Genomic DNA, 22,379 nt, shown 5'->3' with positions numbered 1-22,379 from the left:
TGGGTCTCACCGCTCCCGGAGGGCGGAGTCTTCATGTCTGGGGAGGAGAGCCGTCTACTTCTTGGACGACAGGGCGTCGGCGCCGCCGACGATCTCGGCGATCTGCTGCGTGATCTCGGTCTGGCGCGCGTTGTTGGCGAGTCGCGTGTAGGTCTTGATGAGGGTGTCGGCGTTGTCGCTCGCCGACTTCATCGCCTTCTGCCGCGCCGCGTGCTCGGAGGCGGCCGACTGCAGCATCGCGTTGAAGATGCGGCTCTCGACGTACACCGGCAGGAGCCGGTCGAGGACCGTCTCCGGGTCGGGCTCGAACTCGTACAGCGGGTAGAGGTCGCTGTTCTGATCCTCCACGCCCTCGACGACCTCGAGCGGCAGCAGCCGGACGACGGTCGGCTGCTGGGTGACCATGCTGACGAAGCGGTTGTAGACGAGGTGGATCTCGTCCACGCCACCCTCCTCGTCGTCGAGGTTGTACGCCTCGACGACCGCGTCCGCGATCTCCTTGGCCGTCTCGAACACGGGCTGGTCGGTGCCGCCGGTCCAGATGCGCACGCTCGGACGCTTGCGGAACGAGAAGTACGCGTTCGCCTTGCGACCGACGAGGTAGAAGACGACCTCCTTGCCCTCGCTGCGCAGCAGCGCGGCGAGCTCCTCCGCCTCCTTGAGCACGCTCGACGAGAACGCGCCGGCGAGGCCGCGGTCGGAGGTGAAGATCACGATCGCGGCCGTGTCGAGCTTCTCGCGCTCGGTCGTGAGCGGGTGCTCGACGTTCGAGTAGGTCGCGACGGCCGACACGGCACGCGTGATCGCGTTCGAGTACGGCGCAGCGGCGGCGACGCGGTTCTGCGCCTTCTGGATGCGCGAGGCCGAGATCAGCTCCATGGCCCGAGTGATCTTCTTGGTCGTCTGGGCCGAACGGATCTTCGACCGGTAGACCCGAAGTTGCGCTCCCATGTGTCTCCTGTAGTCCTTGTGTGACGAATCGCCGGGGCGCCGCGGTTAGCGGCGGCCCTTCACGATCTTCTCCTGGCCGACCTCGTCGGCCGAGATCGCCTGGTGCTCCTCGCGTCCGACCGAGGCGAGCGGCTTGCCCTCACCGGTCTGGAACTCGAGCTTGAAGCCGTCGACGGCGCGGTTGAGCTCGGCCACGGTGTCGTCCGAGAGGACGTTCGTGTCGCGGAGCGTCGAGAGCACCTGCGTGTTGCGACCCAGGTAGTCGAGCAGCTCGCGCTCGAAGCGCAGGACGTCCGAGACGGGCACCTCGTCGAGCTTGCCGTTCGTGCCGGCCCAGATCGAGACGACCTGCTCCTCGACGGGGTACGGCGAGTACTGCGGCTGCTTGAGCAGCTCGGTGAGGCGTGCGCCACGGGCGAGCTGACGGCGGGAGGCCGCGTCGAGGTCGGAGGCGAACATCGCGAACGCCTCGAGCGAGCGGTACTGCGCCAGCTCGAGCTTCAGCGTTCCCGAGACCTTCTTGATCGACTTGACCTGGGCGTCACCGCCGACCCGCGAGACCGAGATGCCCACGTCGACCGCGGGACGCTGGTTCGCGTTGAAGAGGTCGGACTGGAGGAAGATCTGGCCGTCGGTGATCGAGATCACGTTGGTCGGGATGTAGGCCGAGACGTCGTTCGCCTTGGTCTCGATGATCGGGAGCCCGGTCATCGAGCCCGCGCCGAGCTCGTCGGAGAGCTTCGCGCAGCGCTCGAGCAGGCGGGAGTGCAGGTAGAAGACGTCTCCGGGGTACGCCTCGCGTCCCGGCGGGCGGCGCAGGAGGAGCGACACGGCGCGGTAGGCCTCGGCCTGCTTCGACAGGTCGTCGAAGATGATCAGGACGTGCTTGCCGCCGTACATCCAGTGCTGGCCGATGGCCGAACCGGTGTAGGGAGCGAGGTACTTGAAGCCGGCCGGGTCGGAGGCGGGGGACGCCACGATCGTCGTGTACTCCATCGCTCCCGCGTCCTCGAGCGCGCCCTTCACCGAGGCGATGGTCGAGCCCTTCTGGCCGATGGCGACGTAGATGCAGCGGACCTGCTTGTTCGTGTCGCCCGACTCCCAGTTGGCCTTCTGGTTGATGATCGTGTCGATCGCGATCGCCGTCTTGCCGGTCTGGCGGTCGCCGATGATCAGCTGACGCTGGCCGCGGCCGACGGGGATCATCGCGTCGATGGCCTTGATGCCGGTCTGCAGCGGCTCGTGCACCGACTTGCGCGACATGACTCCGGGCGCCTGCAGCTCGAGAGCGCGACGGCCGTCGGACGCGATGTCGCCCAGGCCGTCGATCGGGTTGCCGAGCGGGTCGACGACGCGGCCGAGGTAGCCGTCGCCGACGGGGACCGAGAGGACCTCGCCCGTGCGGGTCACCTCCATGCCCTCCTCGATGCCGGAGAACTCGCCGAGCACGACGACGCCGATCTCGTTCTCGTCGAGGTTCTGGGCGAGACCCAGGACGCCGTTCGAGAAGCGGATGAGCTCGTTGGCCATGACGCCGGGGAGACCCTCGACGTGGGCGATGCCGTCGGCGGCGTCGATGACGTAGCCGACCTCGGTGGTGGAGGCCTTGCCCGGCTCGTACGACGAGACGAAGTCCTTCAGCGCGTCGCGGATCTCATCCGGGCTGATGGTGATATCTGCCATGGGAATTCCTATTCGTTGGGTCCGTGCGAGCCGAAGCGGTCGTCGGGGCCTGACCTGGATGGTGCGGGGTCGGAGGCGGCGCGAGCCGCTCCCTGAGGATACGTGCGCCCGTCAGGACGCGAGCTGGAGCTTCAGGTCGGAGAGCCGCGCGGAGACGGTTCCGTCGATGACCTCGTCGCCGACGTGCAAACGCATGCCGCCCAGCAGGGAGGGATCGATCAGCACGTTGACGGAGACGGGGCGGCTGTACTGGCGCGAGAGCGCCGAGCGGAGCCGGTCGAGCTGCTCGGGGGCGAGCGGGGCCGCGACCGAGACCGTGGCGATGGTGAAACCGCCCTGGTCGGCGACGACGCCCGCTGCGAAACGGACCAGCTCGGGGATGCGGCGGCCGCGCGGGTGCGCGACCAGCTGACGGAGGATCGCCAGCGTCTCGGCCGACGCCTTGCCCTCGAGGAGGCGCTGCACGAGCGCCACCTTGGAGTCGGCGGCCGCAAGCTTGCTTCCCAGCGCCAGCTCGAGCTGGGCGTCCGAGGACACGACCGCCCCGAAGGCCTGCAGCTCCGTCTCGATCGACACGTCGGGAGCCGCGGCGGTCGCGATGGCGCGCACCCCGACCTCCTCGATGCCGGCGACGAGATCGGCGGGGCTCGACCAGCGGTGCCCGACGATGACCGTCAGCAGCCGGACGGCCGCGACGTCGAATCGCGCGAACACGCGGGAGACGAGCGCGCGCTTGGTGCCCGCATCGATGCTCGGGTCCGAGAGGGCCGAGCGCAGTTGCGCCTGACCGTCGATGACCCGGGCGGCCTCGAACAGCTGCTGCGCCGCCTCCAGCGGCACGTGGCCGTTGAAGGCGGAGAGCTCCGCCTTCGCGGCCGTGAGTGCCTGCCTTGACGCGCTGCCCATCAGCTGTTCGCCTTCTCCGAGGCCTCGAGGTCGGCGAGGAAGCGGTCCACGATCGCGGACGCCTTCGCGTCGTCGTTGAGGCTCTCGCCGATGACGCCGGAGGCGAGATCGATGGCGAGGGTTCCGACTTCGGAGCGCAGTGCGACCACGGCCGCCTGGCGGTCCGCCTCGATCTGAGCGTGCGCGTTGTGCAGGATGCGCTCGGCCTCGGCCTGCGCCTGCTCCTTCTTCGCCGCCACGATCGCGTTGCCGTCGGCGTTCGCCTTCTCGCGGATCACTCCGGCCTCGGCGCGAGCCTCGGCCAGCTGAGCGGTGTACTTCTCGAGAGCTGCCTCAGCCTGACGCTGAGCCTCGTCCGCCTTCGCGATGTTCCCCTCGATGGCCGCGGAGCGGTCGTCGAGCAGCTTCTGGATGCGCGGCAGGACCAGCTTCCAGAAGAAGAACAGGAGGATGAGGAAGATCACCCCCGACCAGAAGAAGTCGTAGAACTCCGGGATCAGGATGACCTCGGGAACGTCACCTTCTTCCGCAGCGATGTTCACAGCGGTGCTGAACACGACTACGCCGCGAAGATGAAGTAGGTGGCGAGGCCGATGAGCGCGAGCACCTCGGTGAACGCGATGCCCAGGAACATCGTGGTCTGGAGGCGGCCGGCCATCTCGGGCTGGCGCGCCATCGCCTCGACGGTCTTGCCTGCGACGATGCCGACACCGATGCCGGGGCCGATCGCTGCGAGGCCGTAACCGACCGTCGCGATGTTGCCGGTGAGTTCGGCGAGAACGGTGACTGAGTCCACGAGTGGGTCCTTTCAGTGGGGTGATCGTGAGAACGGGCGGGAGCCCGTGAGTTGAGGGGTCAGTGCTCTTCGGCGACGGCCAGCTGGATGTAGACCGCGGTGAGGAGGGTGAAGATGTACGCCTGGAGCACGGCGACGAGGAGCTCGAAGAGCGTGAACGCTCCGCCGAAGCCGAAGGTCAGGATGCTGAAGAGCTTGAAGCCGGGATCGACCTGCGAGCTGAAGAGGAAGAACTGCGTCGCCGAGAAGCACAGCACCAGGAGCAGGTGGCCGACGATCATGTTCATCAGGAGCCGCAGCGCGAGCGAGAGCGGACGGATGATGAACGTCTGCAGCAGCTCGATCGGCGTGAGGATGAAGTAGATGAGGACCGGGGCGCCGGGCGGGAACAGAGCGTTCTTGAAGAAGCCCATCCCGCGGTCCTTGATGCCCGCGTAGAGGAAGGTGACGTAGGCGACCAGGCCGAGGAACAGCGGCATCCCGGCGACCGAGGTCCCCGCGATGTTCAGGAACGGGATGATGCCCGTCAGGTTCATCGACAGGATCGCGAAGAAGATCGTCACGAGGATCGGGAGGAACCTACGCGCGTCCTTCTCGCCGAGGATGTCCTTGGCGATCGTCACGCGAACGAAGTCGAAGGCCATCTCGACGATGCTCTGGAAGCGGCCGGGGACGACGCGCATCTTGCGCGTCCCGAGCCAGAAGAACAGCATCAGCGCGGCGACCGCGATGAAGCGGACCAGCATGACGCGGTTGATCTCGAACGGGGTTCCCTCGAAGAGGAAACCGGGCGGGAAGAACTCGGAGATCGACGGGGTGTGGAAGTCACTCTCACCGGTCGAGGACGAGACCAACAGGGTCACAGCGTTAGCAAACAGCGCTAGCTCCTGGAATTCGGGGCGTGGCACGTTGCAGCCGACCGAATCGAATCATTCGGACGCAACGCTCTCGCGACGACGAAAGGTGGGGTTTTTCCGCGTGATCGGCGTTCATGCTCGACGGCCGACATCAACGATGAGACGATCTGAGGGCACGTTCGCCTGCGGGATTCGTCCCTACTGTAGCAAGAGAACGGCCTGAGAGCCGAATCGTGTTGTTCTCAGAAAGCGCACGGCGGGCGTTCACCGAGCGATGTCGCTGACGTTCGGCATGCGGGACCGCGAGACGACGACGACGTCGATCACGAGCGATCCGAGCACCGCCACGATGATGGTCACGAACATCGCCGTGCTGTTCAGCCACGGCTGATCGCGCAGCACGACGGCGGCGATGACGAAGAGGACGAACTTCGCCAGCCAGGTGCCGAGCACGACCGCGAAGAAGCCGCCGATGTCGAGTCGGTTCGCGACCAGGATGCTCGCTGCGGTGAGCGCGAGCATCACGCCTCCGACGACGGCCCCGAGCAGCGCGCCGATCGCGCCCTCGGCTCCCGCGGCGAGCGCGCCGACGATCGCGCCCACCACGGCCAGACCGAGGATGAAGGCTCCGCCGATGACCAGCGTCCTCCGCAGGACGGGCACCGAGGCGGGCTGGGGACGGGTCGCGGCCGGGTTCTCTCCGGTCATGATGCTTCTTTCCGCGCCGGTGACGGCGCTGTCGTGTCGCGACCGAGCGGCAGCTCGGCGGACGGCCGACCGGGCTCCGAGGAGGAGGCGCGATCGAGGGGGTCGAGGACGGGGGACGCCTCGGCGAGCTGAGCAGCCGCCTCGAGGCGCTTGCGTCGGCTCAGCGGGGCGAGCGTCGCGATAGTGCAGACGAGGAGGCCGACGGCCAGGAAGACCAGTGGCACCCAGAGGACGTCGACCACGAACATGAGGAGGCAGCTGAAGGCGATGACGGCTGTCCAGGCGTAGAAGATCAGGACGGCGTGCAGGTGCGAGTGCCCCATGTCGAGCAGGCGGTGGTGGAGGTGCTTGCGGTCGGCGCTGAACGGCGACTTGCCGGCCCGCAGCCTCCGGACGACGGCGAGACCGAAGTCCATCAGCGGGACGACCAGGATCGCGAACGGCAGGATGATCGGGATGAAGGCGGGCAGCAGCTCCTTCGCCGCCAGCTGGGCCGGGTCGATCTGACCCGTGACGGCGATGGCCGAGGTCGCCATCAGCATCCCGACGAGCAGCGCTCCCCCGTCGCCCATGAACATCTTGGCCGGCCGCCAGTTGATCGGCAGGAAGCCGGCGCAGGCCCCGACCAGGACGACCGCGATCAGGGAGGCGAGATTGAAGTAGTCGGTCGGCGAGGTCTGCTGCACGAGCAGGTAGCTGTAGAGGAAGAAGACGCCGTTGGCGATCAGGGCCACGCCGGCGACGAGCCCGTCGAGGCCGTCGATGAAGTTCAGCGCATTGGTGACCGCCACGATCGCGAGCACCGTGATGATGAGCGACATCCACGGCGACCCGACCGTCAGCCCGCCGATCGGCAACGAGACGATCTGGACGCCCTTCCACGCGATCAGGCCCGCCGCGATGAGCTGACCCGCCAGCTTGGTCGTCCAGTCGAGGTCCCAGATGTCGTCGGCCACGCCGATCAGCACGATCAGGAGGCTCGCGCCCAGGATCGCGAGGATCGGCTCCGGATTGGCGAACACCAACCGGAAGTACGGCAGCTGCGAGGCGATGCCGAATCCGACGAGGATCCCGAGGAACATCGCGATCCCGCCGAGCCGGGGAGTCGGACGCGTGTGCATGTCCCTCACCCGGATCTTGGGGTAGAGCCGGTACTTCAGGCTCAGCTTCCAGATCACGAAGGACAGCGCACCGGTCACGATCGCGACCGCGAGCGAGACGAGGGCGAAGGTGATCATCGGCTACTCACGCGGGGCGGAGTCGGAGCTCGCGGCTCCGCTCGCCGCCGGCTCGTCCTGCAGCTGCGCGCCCGAGGCCCAGTCGGGTCGCGCAGTGGGCGCCGGCTCGTCGGGGGACGGCTCGTCGGACTCCTGTTCGGTGAGCGAGGTGTCCTTCGACGCGTCGTATGAGGCGCCCTCCTGCGCAGGTGCGGCGGCATCCTCGTCGGGGAGGAGGTCGCCGACGACCTCGCGGATCCGCTCGGCCGAGACGACACCGTGGCGGAGGATCCGCAGCGTGCCATCGTCGAAGCTGAGCGCGGTCGCGTCGACGATGGTGGACGACTCGCTCGCTCCTGCCGGTCGGTCGCTGTACCGCGAACCGGCGACGCCCGCGTCGAGGTAGACGTCGACCGCGTCGCCGAGCTGCTCGAAGGCCTCCTGCGCCGTGGTGGCCGAGGCCTGCCCTGTCTTGTTCGCGGACGACACGGCGAGCGGTCCGGTCTCGGCGAGGAGCTCGATCGTGACGGGGTTGTCGGGCATGCGCAGGGCGACCGTGCCGCGGGTCTCCCCCAGATCCCACACGAGCGAGGGCTGCGCGTGCAGCACGATCGTGAGGCCGCCGGGCCAGAACTCCTTCGCCAGCTCGCGGACGGCATCGGGAACGTTCTCGGCGAGGGCGTCGAGCGCTGCCAGATCACCGATCAGCACGGGAGGCGGCGACTGGCGCGTGCGCCCCTTCGCGTCGAGCAGCCGCTGCACGGCCGCTGCGTCGAACGCGTTCGCCGCGATGCCGTACACGGTGTCGGTCGGGATCACGACCAGCTCACCGCGACCGATTGCAGTTCGAGCGAGACGGGTGCCGGTCAGGAGGTCCGTGTCGACGGAGCAGTCGTAGATGCGAGCCATAACGACGCAATGGTACCGGGCCGAGGACCGCAGACGTCGGGGCGGGCCGACGCCCTCTGCAGCGGACTCGCACGCAGCGCGATCAGAGCAGACGAATCCTGTCGCTTCTCCGTCATGCGGCCTAACCGTGCACCGAATGCCGAAACGGCAATTATCACGTTCGGGGTCTCGACGGCGGAGCCATCCGGTGCAGCCGACTCGACCTGACCGCAGACCGGTGTCGAGCGACTCCCACGCCCCACCGCAAGCACGTCGCCGGACGGTCGCGCACCGCGTCTGTCGATCAGCCGCACTCCGAGCTCGACCTTCTAGGGCATCGGATGGTGGACCAGCGCTGCTAGCCCCGAAGGAGCGACCCAGCCATCTCTACGAACTCCGGCCCGCGTGCTGAGACGAACGTTGCGGTGAGGTGGTGTGCGTCCCTGTAGACGAGTGTGTCGCCGATGATCGGCCCACATTCCTCGGTGCAGTAGAGCGGAGTCGGATCGAGATAGAGAGAACCGGACGATGCCACAGCCTCGGCTTCGAGCCTCACACCCTCCTGGTCGATCACGGACGCCCTGGGAACAGTGCACGTAGTCAGATCACTGCGATGCGCGACGACGCACTCGGCGGGAGACTCCGTGTTGAAAGGTGTGTCGGCGATCACGATGGTCGTAGGCGTGATCTTCTCCAGTGACCTCTCGACGGCATTCGCCCGCTCCTCAGCGGGAAGTACCGCACCGTCAGCATCGCGGACGACATGCAGACTGCTCGCGAGAACGACATCGACATCGCCGGCATTCAGGCGTTCGATCGCGTTCGAACGCCAGTCGACGCAGAACTGATCGATACTGCCGTCCTTGTAGGGCGCGATGTCGCTGTAGGAGCACCCCGCCTTGATGAGAACGATGAGCCGAGCATCAACAGATTCTGCGAGCGCGAGTGCGGCCGGAAACCACTGCGCGGCGTGGGAGTCGCCGAAAAGGGCGTACGTCGTCTCTGCATCGGGGTCGCCGTACTCGCAGACGACAGGCGCGGACTCGTACCGATCGGGACCGCAGCCCTCTCGAGAAGCGAGTGGCAGGTCGTATTTGGCCCGGTCGGGCGTCGGCGTGATGTTCACCGGAAGCCAGTTCGTGAAGACAGGGCCGTCGACGTCCGCGATCGGCAGCGCAGCAGGACCTGAGATGTCCAGAGCGCGAGCCTGCAGGAGAGGTCCGGTGACCAGGCCAGCCGATCCGATGGCGACAACGACGCACAGGCTGGCGACGATGAACCGTCCGCTCGGCAGACGCTTCAGGAAGCCCGAGTCTCGGACCGGATTCTCAACGAATCGATAGGTCAGGTCGGCGAGAACCAGCGAGAGCGCGGCGAGTAGAAGCTGGAAAGGCACTGACAGGTCGCGCACGGCGAGCGGAAGGATGATGACGGGCCAGTGCCACAAGTACCAGGAGTACGAACGATTGCCGATCCACTGCGCAATCGGGTGGTTGAGCACGCGAGCCGGTCCGGACTCGTTCTCGGGTGTGCTCGCGAAGATGACGAGCGCGGTCCCCAATGTCGGCACCAGCGCACGCCATCCCGGGTAGGACTCGGATGCGTCGAGAAGGACGCCGGCGAGCAGAACGCTGGCGAGACCGAGCCAACCGAGGGCTGCGGCGAGTGCTGGGCGGGAGTGCACCCGCGTCGCGAGAAGTGCAGGCGCCAGGGCGACGATCGCGCCGACAGCGAACTGCCACGCTCGTGTCGGGAGGTTGAAGAACGCGAGGATCTCGAAGGACGGGGTGAACACCACGCAGGCTGCGAAGGAGAGGATCAGCAGCGCTGCGAGCACCCCGCGCACTGCCGACCACGACTTCCGAGTCGCGGACCATACGAGGATCAGGAGCAAAGGCCAGATCAGATAGAACTGCTCTTCGACACCGAGCGACCAGTACTGCTGGAACGGCGAGGGATCGACGTCGGCGAGGTAGTCCGTCCCCGTGACCGAGAACCAAATGTTCGGGATGTATACCGCGGTCGCTGCCGCGTCCCGGCTCACCGCCTCGAACCTCAGAGGAGAGAGAACCAGGTAGCTCGCGACCAGCGTGACGATGAGCACAAGCAGCGCGGCGGGTACGATCCGACGAATGCGTCTGGCATAGAAGTCTCGCAGCCTCAGCCTTCCGGCTTGCAGCTCCTGCGCGAGGTGGGAAGTGATGAGGAACCCGCTGATGACGAAGAACACATCGACGCCGACATACCCGCCCCCGAGGACCGGGACTGATGCGTGATAGAGAACGACGAGCAGCACAGCCACGGTTCGAAGTCCCTGGATATCCGCGCGGAAGCGAGGGTTCGCAAGCCGTTCGAGCGGATCAGCCCGTCGCGTCCGGTTCATATTCGTCACGGTGAGCGACTGTAGCCGAGTAGCGAGACTCGGCGATCCTGTCCGACGGAGGCGTAGCTGGACGCGGCGCTTCGCTCGATAGAGAGCGCGCGGCCTGTCCTCGCTCCCTCGCGATGCGATCGACAGGGTCGTGAAGGACGGATCGCGCTCGGCTCGTAGTGCTCGGGCCGAATGAAGCGACCTCCGCGCGTCGTGATCGACCGCACGCATGCGACGCGCGTGGATCCGACTCGGCATCGTTGCGTCCCTTCTATTGGGGGTGTCTGCATGTCAGCCCCCATCGAGTGGCAACTGCCGTTGTCGCGGATCGTGGCGGGAGGACGTCGCCACGGCATTCAGTGCCGTTGAAGCGGTCCTGGGGACGGCGGTCTTCGCCGGCGATCCCGCGGTCGCGACGAAGCGCGACCGCGGATCTGCTGCAACTGGAGCGGGAGAGCGCACGAGCGATGACCCTGTCCGGTCGAGATGACCCTGTCCGGTCGAGATGACCCTGTCCGGTCGAGAGGAGCTTCGGCCGTAGACGGAGGATCTGCATCGCCCGGCCACCGGCGTGGGAACGCATTGCCCAGCGTCGTCCGGAGCGACTGCGAAGTATGTGCCTACCACCGAATGGAGCCTCGGATGAAGATCACTGCACGTTTGTCGGGGGGGACGGTGGAGGGAGGACACCCTCGGTCGAATCTCAGCCTCGATGTCGCCACCCCCTGTTCAGTGGGGCCGGGCTGGAGTCTGACGGCCGTGCGATACCGTCGACGCTGAGAGCCTTCGCCTCCCCTTCGGTCTTCCCCTTCTTCTCTCTCGAACCAGCAGGAGTAATCGTGCGAATCCTCGTCACCGGCGGCGCCGGCTTCATCGGCAGCAACTTCGTCCACCTGACGCTCCGTGAGCGTCCCGAATCGCAGATCACCGTCCTCGACAAGCTCACCTACGCCGGCAACCGTGATTCGCTCGCACAGGTAGCAGACAGGGTCGCTCTCGTCGAGGGTGACATCTCCGACGCCGAGCTCGTCGACCGTCTGGTCGCCGAAGCCGATCTCGTCGTGCATTTCGCGGCGGAGTCCCACAACGACAACTCCTTGAACGACCCCACCCCTTTTCTCGAGACCAACATCATCGGGACCTTCACACTGCTGCAAGCGGTGCGTGCGCACGGTGTGCGCTACCACCACATCTCGACGGACGAGGTCTACGGCGACCTACCACTGCACGATCCGGCGAAGTTCACCGAGCAGACCCCGTACAACCCTTCCAGTCCCTACTCCTCCACCAAGGCCGGAAGCGACCTTCTCGTCCGCGCCTGGGTGCGCTCGTTCGGCGTGCAGGCCACTATCTCGAACTGCTCGAACAACTACGGTCCCTACCAGCACGTCGAGAAGTTCATTCCGCGCCAGATCACCAACGTGATCGACGACATCCGTCCGAAGCTCTACGGAGCCGGCGAGAACGTCCGAGACTGGATCCATGTCGACGACCACAACAGCGGAGTCTGGGCGATCATCGACCGCGGTCAGATCGGCGAGACGTACCTCATCGGAGCGAACGGGGAGAAGAATAACCTCGAGGTGGTGAAGCTCATCCTCGATGAGTTCGGTCTGCCCGAGACGGCCTTCGACCACGTCACCGACCGCCCTGGCCACGACCTCCGCTATGCGATCGATTCGACCCGCCTGCGCACAGAGCTCGGTTGGCAGCCCCGTTACACCGACTTCGAGTCAGGACTTGCCGCGACAGTGAAGTGGTACCGCGAGAACGAGTCGTGGTGGCGCCCGCAGAAAGCGGCGACGGAAGCGAAGTACGCGGCGCAGACGGCGAATTAGCCGACGACATGCCGGAAGGAACCGCCCGAAGGAGCAGTGCATCGAGGATGCTCACTAGGCACCGATGGACGTCGTCCGCGACGGCCCCACTGATCGTCCACTGGAGTGTCCTCGTGGTGGCGATCATCGCCGTGAATCCTCTCGGCCTCACCATGCCGGCCGCTCTCAAGACGCTCGCATCGACGGCAGGTCTACCGGTTCACGCGGTCCCGACGGCGTTGATCCTCGGGTTCGTCACCGGATGCGCCGCGGTCGCTTTCGGTTGCGCCAGAGCCGTCGCCACCACCACTCGTCGACGGTGGAGGATACGCAGCCTGGTCGCGGCACTCGTCCTCCTGTCGATCCTCCGCGCGTCTGTCGCCTCGTCTTCCGGCGGTCAGAACTCCTTCGAGGGCTCGCTTCCGGCAGCGATCGGTGCCGTGGTGGGATACGGCCTCGGCTTCGCGTTACTCCGATCGAGAGGCAGGAAGCGCACCTCCGCTTCAGCGCAGGAGTCGCCCGAGTCGACGAGGCGCGATCCAGGAACCGCCCCTCGACGGCTGCTCGGGGCACAGATCGCCGTCGCCGTGACCTGTGGTCTCGTGGCCGTCGCGGGGCTCCCGGTACTCGTTTTTCCTTCGGTCGACCCTCTCGAGCGCTCCGATGTCGCAGTCGTTCTAGGACCTGCGACGCCGGAAAGAGTTGCACTCGCGCACAGCCTCGTGACGGACGGCACGGTCTCAGGGATCGTGATCTCGACTGTGGGCGACGAGGACGCGCGTCCGATCGAGTGCCGGCCCCCCGGCTCCGGTATCGTCTGCATCCACGCAGTCCCCTTCACGACTCGCGGAGAAGCAGACGGCATCAGGCTCCTGGCGAGCGAGAAGGGCTGGAGGAGTCTCGTCGTCATCACCAGTACGCCGCACATCAGTCGTGCCAAGGTCGTTTTCGATTCCTGCACCGAGCAGCGAATCTCTATGCTTCCGGTCCCGACCGGCCTCAGTGCCGCCGAATGGGTGTACGCCTACCTCTACCAGGGCGGAGCGTTTCTGAAGATGCTGGCGGTGCCCCCATGCGCGCCGGGCCAAAAGCCGCCCAGCGGGACGCAGAAGTCCGCATCGCCCGTGCACCGTGCATCGGAACGCCAGCACCGGCCTCCTACTGTTCCCGATCATCGAAACGTCAGCTCCTTCTTTCAACCCACTTTGTCAAGTTAGGTCGCGCCGTGAAAGTCCTTCTCCTCCGTGCAGATAACCAGTCGCCCAACCTGGGTGTCCGCGTCCTCGCTGAAGGAACGACCGCACTGGTGCGGGCGGCGTGGGGCGAGGACTGCATCGTGCACCTCCAGAACTACGACGGTGGCGACACCGGGGTTTCGTTCAACAAATCCGCCGTGATGCGCGATGTCCTTAGCAGGAACGGTCCGATCCGATCCACCCTCCGCAAGTACGACGTCGTAATCGACGTCTGCGGTGGTGACAGCTTCACGGACATCTACGGAATGAAGCGGCTCGCCCTCATTCTGTACTCGCAGCGTACGAGCCAGAAGTTGGGTGTCCCCACCCTTCTCGGACCGCAGACGATCGGACCGTTCACAGGACGGATCTCGCGTGCTCTCGCGGCGCGATCACTCAAGGGCATGTCACTCGTGCTCGCGCGGGACCGGGCCAGCCAAGCGGAGGCGGCAGGACTGGGACGCCCCGTCGACCTCTCGGCGACGGATGTCGTCTTCGCTCTGCCGGTACCGGAGGTGTCAAAGACCCGAAGCGTGGTGATCAACGCCTCCGGTCTTCTCTGGAACCCGAACAAGCACCTCGACCACGTCGGCTATCGTGACAACACACGAGCCCTGATCCGCGAGATGCTGTTGCGCGGTCACGACGTGTCGGTCATGCCTCACGTGCTGGACAGTGGCAACAGCGACAACGACGTACCGGTCGCGCGGGATCTTGCCGCCGAATTCGGCACCAGCATCGAAGTGATCGAGCCGAGCAGCCTTGCCGAGGCGCGTCGGATCACCGCGTCCGCGCGTCTCCTCATCGGGGCGCGGATGCACGCATGCCTCAACTCGCTCTCCACGGGCACCCCGGCGATTCCGTGGGCCTATTCCCGGAAGTTCGCACCGCTCCTCGACGACATCGGCTGGTACCACGTGGTCGATCCGAGGACCGACGACGACCCGGTGGGCAGCACGCTCGCGATCCTCGATCAGAACGGTGATCTGGACGGTTTGGCAGAGGAGGCCTCGGGGGTGCGCGCTCGTGCGACCGAGCGACTCGACGAGGTGGTGGCTATGCTGCGGACCCTCTCCGTCGAGGGGGTCTCGACACGATGAGGACCTTGGGGAACTCGATCGCTCGCGTCGTCGAGAACGGGAACTGCTCCGGCTGCGGGGCGTGCGCACTTCTCTCGGACCGCGTGTCTATGGTCTACTCCGACGACGGATGGATGCGTCCGACGATCGATCCGGACAGCATCTCCCGTGAGGAGGAGCGCCGTCACACCTCCCTCTTCGAACAGGTCTGTCCCGGCAGTCGAATGCGCCGTCAGGAGCGAGGAGACCGGAAGGACCACGAGACCTTCGGTCTGCATGTCTCCGCATGGCGCGCGTTCGCAGCGGACCCCGCGGTGCGAGACGCTGGAAGCAGCGCCGGCGTCCTGACGGCATTGACGCAGCACATCGTAACGGCGGGCATAGCGTCGACCGTCATCGGTGCCCGCTCGGATATCGAGACGCCCCGCCGCACCGTTCCGGTCCGGATCACCACCCGTGAGGAGGCGCTCGCATCGAGTGGCTCACGATACGCTCCGGTATCCGCCCTCTCGGGCTACCTCGACTCCTCAGACAGAGCTGCCCTCGTAGGCAAGCCCTGCGAGGCTACGGCCGCACGCCGCCTGCATCTCGAGAGCGGGAAATCCGAGGCGGACCTGCCGATCCTCCTCTCCTTCTTCTGCGCGGGGACTCCCAGCCAGCGCGCCACCGATCGCCTCATCGAGAAGCTCGGGGTGGTGCCGGATGACGTGACATCGCTGCGGTACCGCGGGAACGGGTGGCCCGGGCACTTCGTCGCCGAGAGCCCCTCCGCCTCGGGCAGTGTCACCTACGACGATTCCTGGGGGAAGCACCTGGGTCGGGACCTCCAGTGGCGGTGCAAGATCTGTCCGGACGGCACCGGGGAGGATTCGGACGTCTCGGTCGGTGACTTCTGGAAGGCCGATGAGAAGGGGTACCCCCTCTTCGACGACGCCCAGGGGATGTCCGTGGCCATTGCTCGAACGGATCGGGGTCACGCACTGCTGCTCGCTGCAGCGGCAGCCGGACTCATCGTTCTGGAGCCGGTCGACCTCGACGAGGTCGCTCGTATCCAGCCGCTTCAAGTGAACCGCCGTCGCACCCTTGCGGTGCGCCTGGCCGCTCGTCTCCTCGCCGGCAAGCGCATCCCCCGGTTCGAGGGCTACAGTCTCGTCCTCAGGTCCGCCAGACATCCCCGGCTCGCAGCGAAGACCTTCCTCGGAACGCTCGCCCGCTCGTGGCGGTCCCGATGACCTCATCTACGAAAGGGCAGCACATGTCGGAAGCGGGCTTCACGATGACGACCGATCCGTTGGCCGCATGGCTCGCGAGGCACTACGCCGTCCTCCCAAAGAAGTCGGCGGCACTACGGGTCATCACCTCTCGGGAGAACGGCGCAATGTACTCGAACAGTCTGCGGGAGGTGCTGAGGTCGGCCTACGGCGTAGACGTCGGCGCATACAGCTACGGATCCCTTCTCACTCCTGGATCAGCAGATCGGCACACGACGATCGGCCGGTACGTCTCGATCGGACCGAACGTCCGGCGATTCGGAGCATCTCATCCGATGGACCACCTCAGCCTCCACCCGATCTGGTACAACCCGCGGCTCTCTTACGTAGACGCCGGTGCCGACGTCGAGCGGACTCCCTGCGAGATCGCGGATGAGGCCTGGCTCGGCGCGAACGTCATCATCGTGCCCGGCTGCCGGCGCATCGGTGTCGGCGCCGTCGTCAGCGCGGGCGCTGTCGTCACGAAGGACGTGCCGGACTTCGCCGTCGTCGGCGGCAGCCCTGCGAAGCTCATCAAGATGCGTCTCGAAGAGCCCGTGCGTCAGGCCCTCCTGAAGGAGCGACCATGGGATCTCGACCCCGCGGAAGCCGACGCCCTTCTCAAGGAGATCGCGAAGAGGTTCGACGCTCCGAATCTGCATTCCGGACGCTAGGGCCGACGCCTGGAGCTGCTCCGACGGATCAGTGAGCGCGCAGGGTCAGCGCGCTCGGACGACCGCCTCGACCGCCCCCGACGTCGCGAGTAGCCGGAGGAAGACGGCCACATCAACAGCCATGTCCTCCTCGTCGACGCCGAAGCGATCGGCCAGCGCGCCGACGATGGCGGCCTCCTCGACCTCGGACCCCGATGCCAGCTGGTCCCAGACCTCGAGTGCTGTTCCGGTCAGGAGCATCGGGACCGCCGAGGGAGAGGCCACGTCGAGAAAGACGACTCGGTCCTGCGATTCGACGCTCGCCACCCGGCGTCGCCGCCAGGCGGTCACCCGACCGCCCTCCGGAGACGTTCGACGAGGTCCGCTCTGGCTTCTGCTAGTGAGCCGACGGCCTTCCCCACCGAGGACCAATACTCGGAGGGATCCTCGGTCAGTTCTGCGACCTGCGAGAGAATCAGGTCCGGCTCGAAGTCGAACACGTTGTGCACGTACTTGCTGATCCCAAGATCGTCGTATGCCCCGAATCCCTTCCGCTCGTAGCTGAGATGAATGCTCGGCACCCCGCTGCGAATGGTCTGGATCGAACCGTGCAGGCGAACGGACACCACGACCTGAGGCCGGCTCTCCGATTCTCTCGCCACGGCTGCCCGCAACGTGCGAACAGGTGCGTCGAAACCGAGAGTGCGATAGAAGGACGGGTCGTCGTTCCCCCGCGCCGTGGCTTGGGCAAGCAACTCGAACCCCGGAGAGACGGCCAGTTGCCCGATACGGGATCGGTACCGGCGAATGCGAGCCGGCGTCGAGGAGAGCTCGCGAGCGACCAGACCGATGGGCGTGCCGTTCGAGGGGGCGACGACTCCCGACGCGTCCCATTCCGACGGGAGGCCGAGGAGAGCCATGTCCGGCCTGCGGATGACGTTGTCCGAGGCGAGTTCAGCCACAGTGCGATCGTCACGGCCGACCACCAGAGTGGCGTTCCGCAGCCGTGCCGCTACCAGACGCTTGGAACCGAATCGAAGTGGTCCGATGCTCTGTGGCAGGTAGATGAAGGGAGTGCGGTCCTTCGCCCTCGGCATCTGGAGATAATGGGCAAAGATCATCTTCGCCGCTTCAACCGGGGACTTCCCTCGCAGGTAGCCTCCGCCGACTGCTACCACGAGGTCCGACCCGGCGATGATGGCCTCCAGCGGTGCGGCGCGGCGTCCGGTGGCAACCAGAGCTGCACCTCGAAGCAGAGCTTCGACGCGGCTGACGCCGGATGATCCACCCGTGGCGGGATGCAGCACAGCGGCGAAGCGATTGCCGTCGAAGCTCTGCGGATCCGTCGCGACAAGCGTGATGACCGCAGTCGGGAAGGCGTCCCGGACGAGTCCTGCAGCTTCCTCGACCAGCAGGCCGTCGCCCGAATTCGTCGAACTATAAGCGTGCACGAGCGTGATCCTCACCGGCTAGCCTCCTTGAACACCTCGGCGTGGGCGGAGATCGATTCATGCCACTGGAAGCGGGCGGCATTCGCGATCCCCCTCCTTCGCAGCTCGCCGGCGAGACTCGGCTCGTCGAGAACCCGGAGCATCTCGCGCGCAATCGATGGGCCGTCGAGCTCCTTTACGATCAGCGCGGAGTCACCGGCGATCTCAGCGAGAGAACCGCGGTCACTGCAGACGACGGGAGTCCCGCACGCCTGCGCTTCGACCACGGGGAAGCCGAAGCCCTCGTACGTCGAAGGGAAACAGAACGCAGTCGCAGCGCGGAGGAGGGGCAGCATCGCCTCGTCCGACACACGACCCAGGTATCGGACACCCGGTGTGGTCGTGATGGTCTGCATGATCGCGTCGCTGTCCCATGCCGGTGCACCGGAGATCAGAAGCGGGATACCTGTCTTCTGATGCACGATCTGCGCGGCGCGGCACAACTCGACCAGATTCTTCCGAGGATCGAGGTTCCCGAGATAGAGGAAGTAGGGACCGTCGATCTGGAGGCTCTCGAGTTCCGCCGCATCGGCTGATCCTTCCTCGGGCCGGAATTTCCCGTGGTCGATCCCGTGCAGGATCTTCACGATCTTCCCCGCCGCCTCGGGCGCGACCGAGGCTATGTCCCGCGCCGATGAGTCGGAGATCGTGATGATCCTCGTCGCCACCTTGGCCAGACGCATGACTCGATATCGCCAGATTCGATCGGCAGAAGCTGTCCGCACATGGGGAACGTGGAGAGTCGCGAGCCCGTGAATCGTGCCGACCAGAGGGACGCTCGCGGAGAGCAGCGCGCCCGTGTCTGCGGGGAAGTGCACCACATCCACGTCCTTCGGCGGCCGGAGCGGCAGGAAAACCCCCTCGTACGCCGCGTAGACGGCGCTCCGTGGAATTCGAGGGATGCGCGGAGGGCGGCCGAGGATGTGGTCGACTCCGAACTCGGACAGGCCGTCGTAGAGCGTCCTTGCATACCGGGTGTTGCCGCCGACCTGCTTGTCGATAACGCGTGCTGAAACGAGAACTCGAGTCATCTCATTGCCCTTTCTTGGAAGCCGGGACGCCGTCGTATATCCGACGCAATGCGCGCGCCTGGCCTGAGTCCGAATAGTCGGCGAGCACTTGTCTCGACTCCTGGACCAGACGGTTCCTCACGGCGGGGTCGATCAGTTCCGACCATCTCAGGCGGAGGTCTGTCGGGTCGTCGACTTTGACAGGAAGGGCTACGTCGTCGAACGCCGGAATCGCTCGCACAATGGTCGGGACGCCGAGCGCTACGGACTCCAGAACAGCGACGGGGAAGCCCTCCCAGCGGGCTACGTGCAGATAGAGGTCGGCGGTGACGAGGATCTCTAGCGCTGATTCTCTCGGCAACCATCCCGTGACGCGGACTCCGGCCTGATCGAGCAGACCCTGGATCCTGTCGTCTCTCCCTCCGCCGATCCACAGCGCATCTAGATCGTGTCCTGCGGCCCGAAGATCGGCCACTGCGGCAGCGAAGAACTCCGGCGCCTTCTGCGCGCCGAATCGGCCGGCCCCGACGACTCGGAGTGACCGCTCACTGTCCTCCGGGGCGAAGGCGCTGCGGGGCACGAGGTGGCGGGGTGGCACATTCGGAACGAAGACAGCTTTCCGCCGTCCGAGCGGCCACTTCGAGAGCGTCTCCTCGCGTCTCGAGCAGGCAGCATAAGCGGAGGTGTTGAAGGAGAGCGCGAACTCCACGGCGCGGTACGCGACTCTCCACAGCGTGGAGATGTCCCTGCGCTCGAAGGCGTAGCAGTGCGGTGTGTAGACGATCGGGCATGACGATTTCGCCCGCAGCGCCAACCTGGTGTACGCCCCGCCGAAGCTGGAGTGTGCGTGGACGATGACGTCCGGCAGGGAGGACACCACGCGCCGGATCGTTCTGATTCGTGCGAGGAAGCCGAGCGGCAGCGGCGTCACCGTTGCGAAGTCTTGAAGCTCGGACCCCGAAATCGGGGCATCCGAGCGCTGCGCGAAGATGAGGTGATGCGATCTCTCCGGCGTGTTCCTCATGTAGTCCTGGATCGCGACAGAGACTCCTCCAGCAAAGCTCTCGGCGATGTGCACCACCGCTTTACGCCCACTGAGGATGACGGTCGGGTCCGAGGAACTCCGGGCGTCATCTTGTAATCGTGACGACGCAGAAGGCACGTCATCCTCCTTATCTCGTCGGTCCGCCGCATGCTCATCGACTCCGCTCACCGGCTCCGCCTCCTGCCTTGCTCGTCCTCGGTCCACCGACGCGCGCGCGAACGCCGGAAGGCGGCACGGCTACGTCGGATCCCGCGGGCGTGAAGCCGCAGGCTTCTCACTGTCTCGGTCCAGCTCACTTCTCCTCTGACGAGAGCCGTCACAATAGGCCGGAAGGCTTTCACAAGGATACGGGGCCGCCTCGCCCACGGCCCTTTCGTCAGAGCGACCCACCAGTGGAAGGCCGTCGTCCGCTCGTTGGCAGTGAGGAGCAGCCAGGCCTCGAGCTCATGAGAAGTCAGGTCCTCGGGAAGAGGGCCGATCCCCGGCAGTCTTCGGAGAAACGGGCGCAACGTCGATCGCGCGCGGAGTCGTTCCGCAAGCTGCAGGACGTCTTGCATGTCACCGGAGTCGTTTACCAGGCGAGTCTCGAGGAGCGCGAGCTCCGAGATCGAGCGCGGGGCCTCTGGGTCGCGGAGCGCGTGAACCGCGAGGATCAGACCGCTCGCGATGCGGTCCGGCACCTCGACGTCCACGCCTGCGAGGGCGACGGACGTCCGTCGCGGCCACAGTACGGCGAAGGCCTCGCCAGGAGCGGCGAAGAAGCCCGGATACTGGTGATGCACATCGATGTCGCAGGGCCAGGCAGGGTGCGAGTAGGTCTGAGAATGGCGGGGGAAGAATCTCGGCGCATCCGATTCCACCCGGGCCTTCCATCCGCGCCGAACAAGCTGATCGACGAAGGCGTCCCACTGCGCGGGGTCGACCAGGACGTCGACATCGCTGGACACCCGAGGCTCTCGGAGCCCGAGGATCGCGGCGCTCGGGCCCTTGATGCACAGGAGCCGAATCCCCTCGGTTCGGGCGATCTCGGCTGCGAGCGCTGAAGCGAGTGGCACCGCCTCTGCGAGGAGGAGTGTCGGAGTCACGATCCACCGCCCGTGCGGTGAGAGGGATGCATCGCGGGAGCGAGGATCAGCGGGACTGTGTTCGCGCGCATCATCCGCGCTCGAGGAAGGTCTTGAAGGCCGGCCGCACGTCTCGCGGCCGCGGAACGACGGCGAGTGGGGAGATGCGAAGCGCGAAGAGCGCGAAGGCGAGCGTCACCGCATAACCCAAGGAGGAGGCCGTGGCAGCGCCCATCGGACCCCATACCGCGCCCAACGGATACAGGGCCGCGATCCCGACGGCGAGACCGATGACCTGCATGGCAGTCATGCTCATCCCCTGCTTGCGAGAGACCAGCGCCGTGACTGCGATGTAGTTCCCGACGATGAACTGGCAGCCGATGAGCGTGATCCACGCTACGGGGACCGACTCGGAGAACCTCTCGCCAAACAGCAGAGGTACGACCCAGACCGCAGCGACCCCCAGCACGATACTCACGGCGGAGGTCACGACGAAGATGTGGCGCAGTGCGGTGACGACGAGGTCCTTCGAGTCGGATCGAGCGAAGCCCTGGAAGACGGCTGCTCCGAGACCGACAGCGAGGCTGAAGGGCAGAGTTCCTATTGTGACTGCGATCGAGTAAATGCCTGTGGCAGAGGCCCCGATCACTGGAAGCACAAGCAGCTGGTCCAGCCGATAGCTCGCGATCTCGGCGGCCTGACTCCCCCACATCGTCGCACCCTCGCGGCACAGGGAGCCGAGACCACGGACCTTTCCTGCACCGGCGCGGACCCAAAACCGTCCCAGGGCGAAAGCGGCGACGGTGCCGGCCACAAAGGCGAGCAGGACGCCACCCACAGTCAGGGCCCCGAACGCCCAAAGGCAGACGATCACTGCGAAGTACACGACCGTCTGGATGGAACTGAGGCTGACGATGCGGAAGTACATCTTCTCAGCGACGAAGACATTCGCGTCTATGGTCCACAGAACGGTCAGCGCGCCCGACGCCATGGCGATGAGGAAGATGACCGAGTCCACCGGTCCCAGGCCGCCCAGGAAGAGAAGGAGGCAGGCGACTCCCACTGCCGCAGCGGGAACTGCGGTGAACCAGCCGAACAACCGCGCGGTCCGGATCAGATCTGCACGATCCGACTCCTGAACCGATCTGCGTCGAACGGCGAGCGGGACTCCCATACCGGCCGCGATGCCAATGATCTGTATCGCCGCCAGGGACCCGGCGGTCAAGCCGCGCCCCTCCGGGCCGATCGCATGAGCGATGATCGGCGCCGTCACAAGAGAAAGGGCGGCGGTGAAGACCCGGGAGAGGCTGATTCCCGCCGGGGTGTTCATGACTCGATGGATGCGCCGAAGCGGCCCCC

The 22,379-nt window shown here is 66.1% G+C and carries 21 protein-coding genes; 5 read left to right on the top strand and 16 right to left on the bottom strand.

Annotated elements, in window-relative coordinates; genetic code table 11:
* Window positions 1-54 precede the first annotated feature (54 nt).
* The 10 genes from B9Y99_RS05165 to B9Y99_RS05120 all read right to left on the bottom strand — a co-directional run bounded on the left by B9Y99_RS05165 (window position 55) and on the right by B9Y99_RS05120 (window position 10,389).
* On the bottom strand, window positions 55-951 hold the full coding sequence (locus tag B9Y99_RS05165; RefSeq protein ID WP_085475473.1) for a F0F1 ATP synthase subunit gamma: 897 nt from the start codon (window positions 949-951) through the stop codon (window positions 55-57).
* A 45-nt stretch (window positions 952-996) separates the two neighbouring features.
* Window positions 997-2,634, bottom strand: coding sequence for a F0F1 ATP synthase subunit alpha (gene atpA / locus B9Y99_RS05160; RefSeq protein WP_085475472.1), 1,638 nt, complete (start codon window positions 2,632-2,634; stop codon window positions 997-999).
* Between the two features lie 111 nt (window positions 2,635-2,745).
* Entirely contained in the window at window positions 2,746-3,540 is a 795-nt protein-coding gene (locus B9Y99_RS05155; RefSeq protein WP_085475471.1) for a F0F1 ATP synthase subunit delta, read from the bottom strand.
* Complete coding sequence (locus B9Y99_RS05150; protein WP_085475470.1) at window positions 3,540-4,097, bottom strand: F0F1 ATP synthase subunit B; 558 nt, start codon at window positions 4,095-4,097, stop codon at window positions 3,540-3,542. Before B9Y99_RS05150 ends, B9Y99_RS05155 begins: the two co-directional genes overlap by 1 nt.
* Before the next feature lie 2 nt (window positions 4,098-4,099).
* Window positions 4,100-4,336, bottom strand: coding sequence for an ATP synthase F0 subunit C (locus tag B9Y99_RS05145; RefSeq protein WP_055794702.1), 237 nt, complete (start codon window positions 4,334-4,336; stop codon window positions 4,100-4,102).
* 59 nt (window positions 4,337-4,395) lie between these two features.
* Window positions 4,396-5,199: a F0F1 ATP synthase subunit A gene (gene atpB, locus B9Y99_RS05140; protein WP_085475469.1), complete on the bottom strand. Its 804-nt coding sequence runs from the start codon at window positions 5,197-5,199 to the stop codon at window positions 4,396-4,398.
* A 258-nt stretch (window positions 5,200-5,457) separates the two neighbouring features.
* A complete protein-coding gene (locus tag B9Y99_RS05135; RefSeq protein WP_085475468.1) occupies window positions 5,458-5,901 on the bottom strand; it encodes a Cg1360 family ATP-synthase-associated protein in 444 nt (147 codons plus the stop codon).
* Complete coding sequence (locus tag B9Y99_RS05130; protein WP_085475467.1) at window positions 5,898-7,139, bottom strand: MraY family glycosyltransferase; 1,242 nt, start codon at window positions 7,137-7,139, stop codon at window positions 5,898-5,900. The genes B9Y99_RS05135 and B9Y99_RS05130 overlap by 4 nt, the downstream gene beginning before the upstream one ends.
* Before the next feature lie 3 nt (window positions 7,140-7,142).
* Window positions 7,143-8,027: an L-threonylcarbamoyladenylate synthase gene (locus tag B9Y99_RS05125; RefSeq protein ID WP_085475466.1), complete on the bottom strand. Its 885-nt coding sequence runs from the start codon at window positions 8,025-8,027 to the stop codon at window positions 7,143-7,145.
* Window positions 8,028-8,364: 337 nt separating this feature from the next.
* A complete protein-coding gene (locus B9Y99_RS05120; RefSeq protein WP_244274834.1) occupies window positions 8,365-10,389 on the bottom strand; it encodes an acyltransferase family protein in 2,025 nt (674 codons plus the stop codon).
* A gap of 827 nt (window positions 10,390-11,216) precedes the next feature.
* On the opposite strand from B9Y99_RS05120, the gene rfbB reads away from it, so the two are divergent.
* From rfbB to B9Y99_RS19360, 5 genes are all read left to right on the top strand, one after another.
* The gene (rfbB, locus tag B9Y99_RS05115; RefSeq protein WP_085475464.1) at window positions 11,217-12,215 is read left to right on the top strand and encodes a dTDP-glucose 4,6-dehydratase; all 999 of its coding nucleotides are present in this window, start codon (window positions 11,217-11,219) and stop codon (window positions 12,213-12,215) included.
* A 113-nt stretch (window positions 12,216-12,328) separates the two neighbouring features.
* Complete coding sequence (locus tag B9Y99_RS18715; RefSeq protein ID WP_165759537.1) at window positions 12,329-13,411, top strand: YdcF family protein; 1,083 nt, start codon at window positions 12,329-12,331, stop codon at window positions 13,409-13,411.
* An 8-nt stretch (window positions 13,412-13,419) separates the two neighbouring features.
* Entirely contained in the window at window positions 13,420-14,529 is a 1,110-nt protein-coding gene (locus tag B9Y99_RS18710) for a polysaccharide pyruvyl transferase family protein (protein ID WP_165759536.1), read from the top strand.
* 5 nt (window positions 14,530-14,534) lie between these two features.
* Window positions 14,535-15,740 carry a Coenzyme F420 hydrogenase/dehydrogenase, beta subunit C-terminal domain gene (locus B9Y99_RS05105; protein ID WP_208856886.1) on the top strand — a complete coding sequence of 402 codons (1,206 nt, stop codon included), beginning with the start codon at window positions 14,535-14,537 and terminating at the stop codon, window positions 15,738-15,740.
* A gap of 23 nt (window positions 15,741-15,763) precedes the next feature.
* Entirely contained in the window at window positions 15,764-16,432 is a 669-nt protein-coding gene (locus B9Y99_RS19360; protein WP_208856885.1) for a CatB-related O-acetyltransferase, read from the top strand.
* Between the two features lie 45 nt (window positions 16,433-16,477).
* Here B9Y99_RS19360 and B9Y99_RS18705 read toward each other — a convergent pair whose 3' ends face one another.
* The 6 genes from B9Y99_RS18705 to B9Y99_RS05070 form a co-directional block, all read right to left on the bottom strand.
* Window positions 16,478-16,696, bottom strand: a complete 219-nt coding sequence (locus B9Y99_RS18705) for a PqqD family protein (protein ID WP_165759535.1) — start codon at window positions 16,694-16,696, stop codon at window positions 16,478-16,480.
* A 62-nt stretch (window positions 16,697-16,758) separates the two neighbouring features.
* Window positions 16,759-17,877 (bottom strand): polysaccharide pyruvyl transferase family protein, encoded by a 1,119-nt coding sequence (locus B9Y99_RS05090; protein WP_085475461.1) that lies wholly within the window; start codon window positions 17,875-17,877, stop codon window positions 16,759-16,761.
* On the bottom strand, window positions 17,874-18,932 hold the full coding sequence (locus tag B9Y99_RS05085; protein ID WP_085475460.1) for a glycosyltransferase family 4 protein: 1,059 nt from the start codon (window positions 18,930-18,932) through the stop codon (window positions 17,874-17,876). Before B9Y99_RS05085 ends, B9Y99_RS05090 begins: the two co-directional genes overlap by 4 nt.
* A gap of 1 nt (window position 18,933) precedes the next feature.
* On the bottom strand, window positions 18,934-20,124 hold the full coding sequence (locus tag B9Y99_RS05080) for a glycosyltransferase family 4 protein (RefSeq protein ID WP_129587902.1): 1,191 nt from the start codon (window positions 20,122-20,124) through the stop codon (window positions 18,934-18,936).
* Window positions 20,121-21,041, bottom strand: a complete 921-nt coding sequence (locus B9Y99_RS05075; RefSeq protein WP_165759534.1) for a nucleotidyltransferase family protein — start codon at window positions 21,039-21,041, stop codon at window positions 20,121-20,123. The genes B9Y99_RS05080 and B9Y99_RS05075 overlap by 4 nt, the downstream gene beginning before the upstream one ends.
* A 70-nt stretch (window positions 21,042-21,111) precedes the next feature.
* The gene (locus B9Y99_RS05070) at window positions 21,112-22,350 is read right to left on the bottom strand and encodes a lipopolysaccharide biosynthesis protein (RefSeq protein ID WP_165759533.1); all 1,239 of its coding nucleotides are present in this window, start codon (window positions 22,348-22,350) and stop codon (window positions 21,112-21,114) included.
* Window positions 22,351-22,379 lie beyond the last annotated feature (29 nt).

The sequence above is a fragment of the Rathayibacter oskolensis genome, assembly GCF_900177245.1.
Classification (GTDB): domain Bacteria; phylum Actinomycetota; class Actinomycetes; order Actinomycetales; family Microbacteriaceae; genus Rathayibacter; species Rathayibacter oskolensis.
Note: the sequence above shows the minus strand (reverse complement) of the source record. Positions and strands in the feature narration are given on the sequence as shown.

Bases quoted from the DNA above. Each gene is read 5' to 3' on its own strand.
- B9Y99_RS05165 (WP_085475473.1), bottom strand. From the start codon at position 951: ATGGGAGCGCAACTTCGGGTCTACCGGTCGAAGATCCGTTCGGCCCAG.
- atpA (WP_085475472.1), bottom strand. From the start codon at position 2,634: ATGGCAGATATCACCATCAGCCCGGATGAGATCCGCGACGCGCTGAAG.
- B9Y99_RS05155 (WP_085475471.1), bottom strand. From the start codon at position 3,540: ATGGGCAGCGCGTCAAGGCAGGCACTCACGGCCGCGAAGGCGGAGCTC.
- B9Y99_RS05135 (WP_085475468.1), bottom strand. From the start codon at position 5,901: ATGACCGGAGAGAACCCGGCCGCGACCCGTCCCCAGCCCGCCTCGGTG.
- B9Y99_RS05130 (WP_085475467.1), bottom strand. From the start codon at position 7,139: ATGATCACCTTCGCCCTCGTCTCGCTCGCGGTCGCGATCGTGACCGGT.
- B9Y99_RS05125 (WP_085475466.1), bottom strand. From the start codon at position 8,027: ATGGCTCGCATCTACGACTGCTCCGTCGACACGGACCTCCTGACCGGC.
- B9Y99_RS05120 (WP_244274834.1), bottom strand. From the start codon at position 10,389: ATGAACCGGACGCGACGGGCTGATCCGCTCGAACGGCTTGCGAACCCT.
- B9Y99_RS19360 (WP_208856885.1), top strand. From the start codon at position 15,764: ATGTCGGAAGCGGGCTTCACGATGACGACCGATCCGTTGGCCGCATGG.
- B9Y99_RS05085 (WP_085475460.1), bottom strand. From the start codon at position 18,932: ATGACTCGAGTTCTCGTTTCAGCACGCGTTATCGACAAGCAGGTCGGC.
- B9Y99_RS05070 (WP_165759533.1), bottom strand. From the start codon at position 22,350: ATGAACACCCCGGCGGGAATCAGCCTCTCCCGGGTCTTCACCGCCGCC.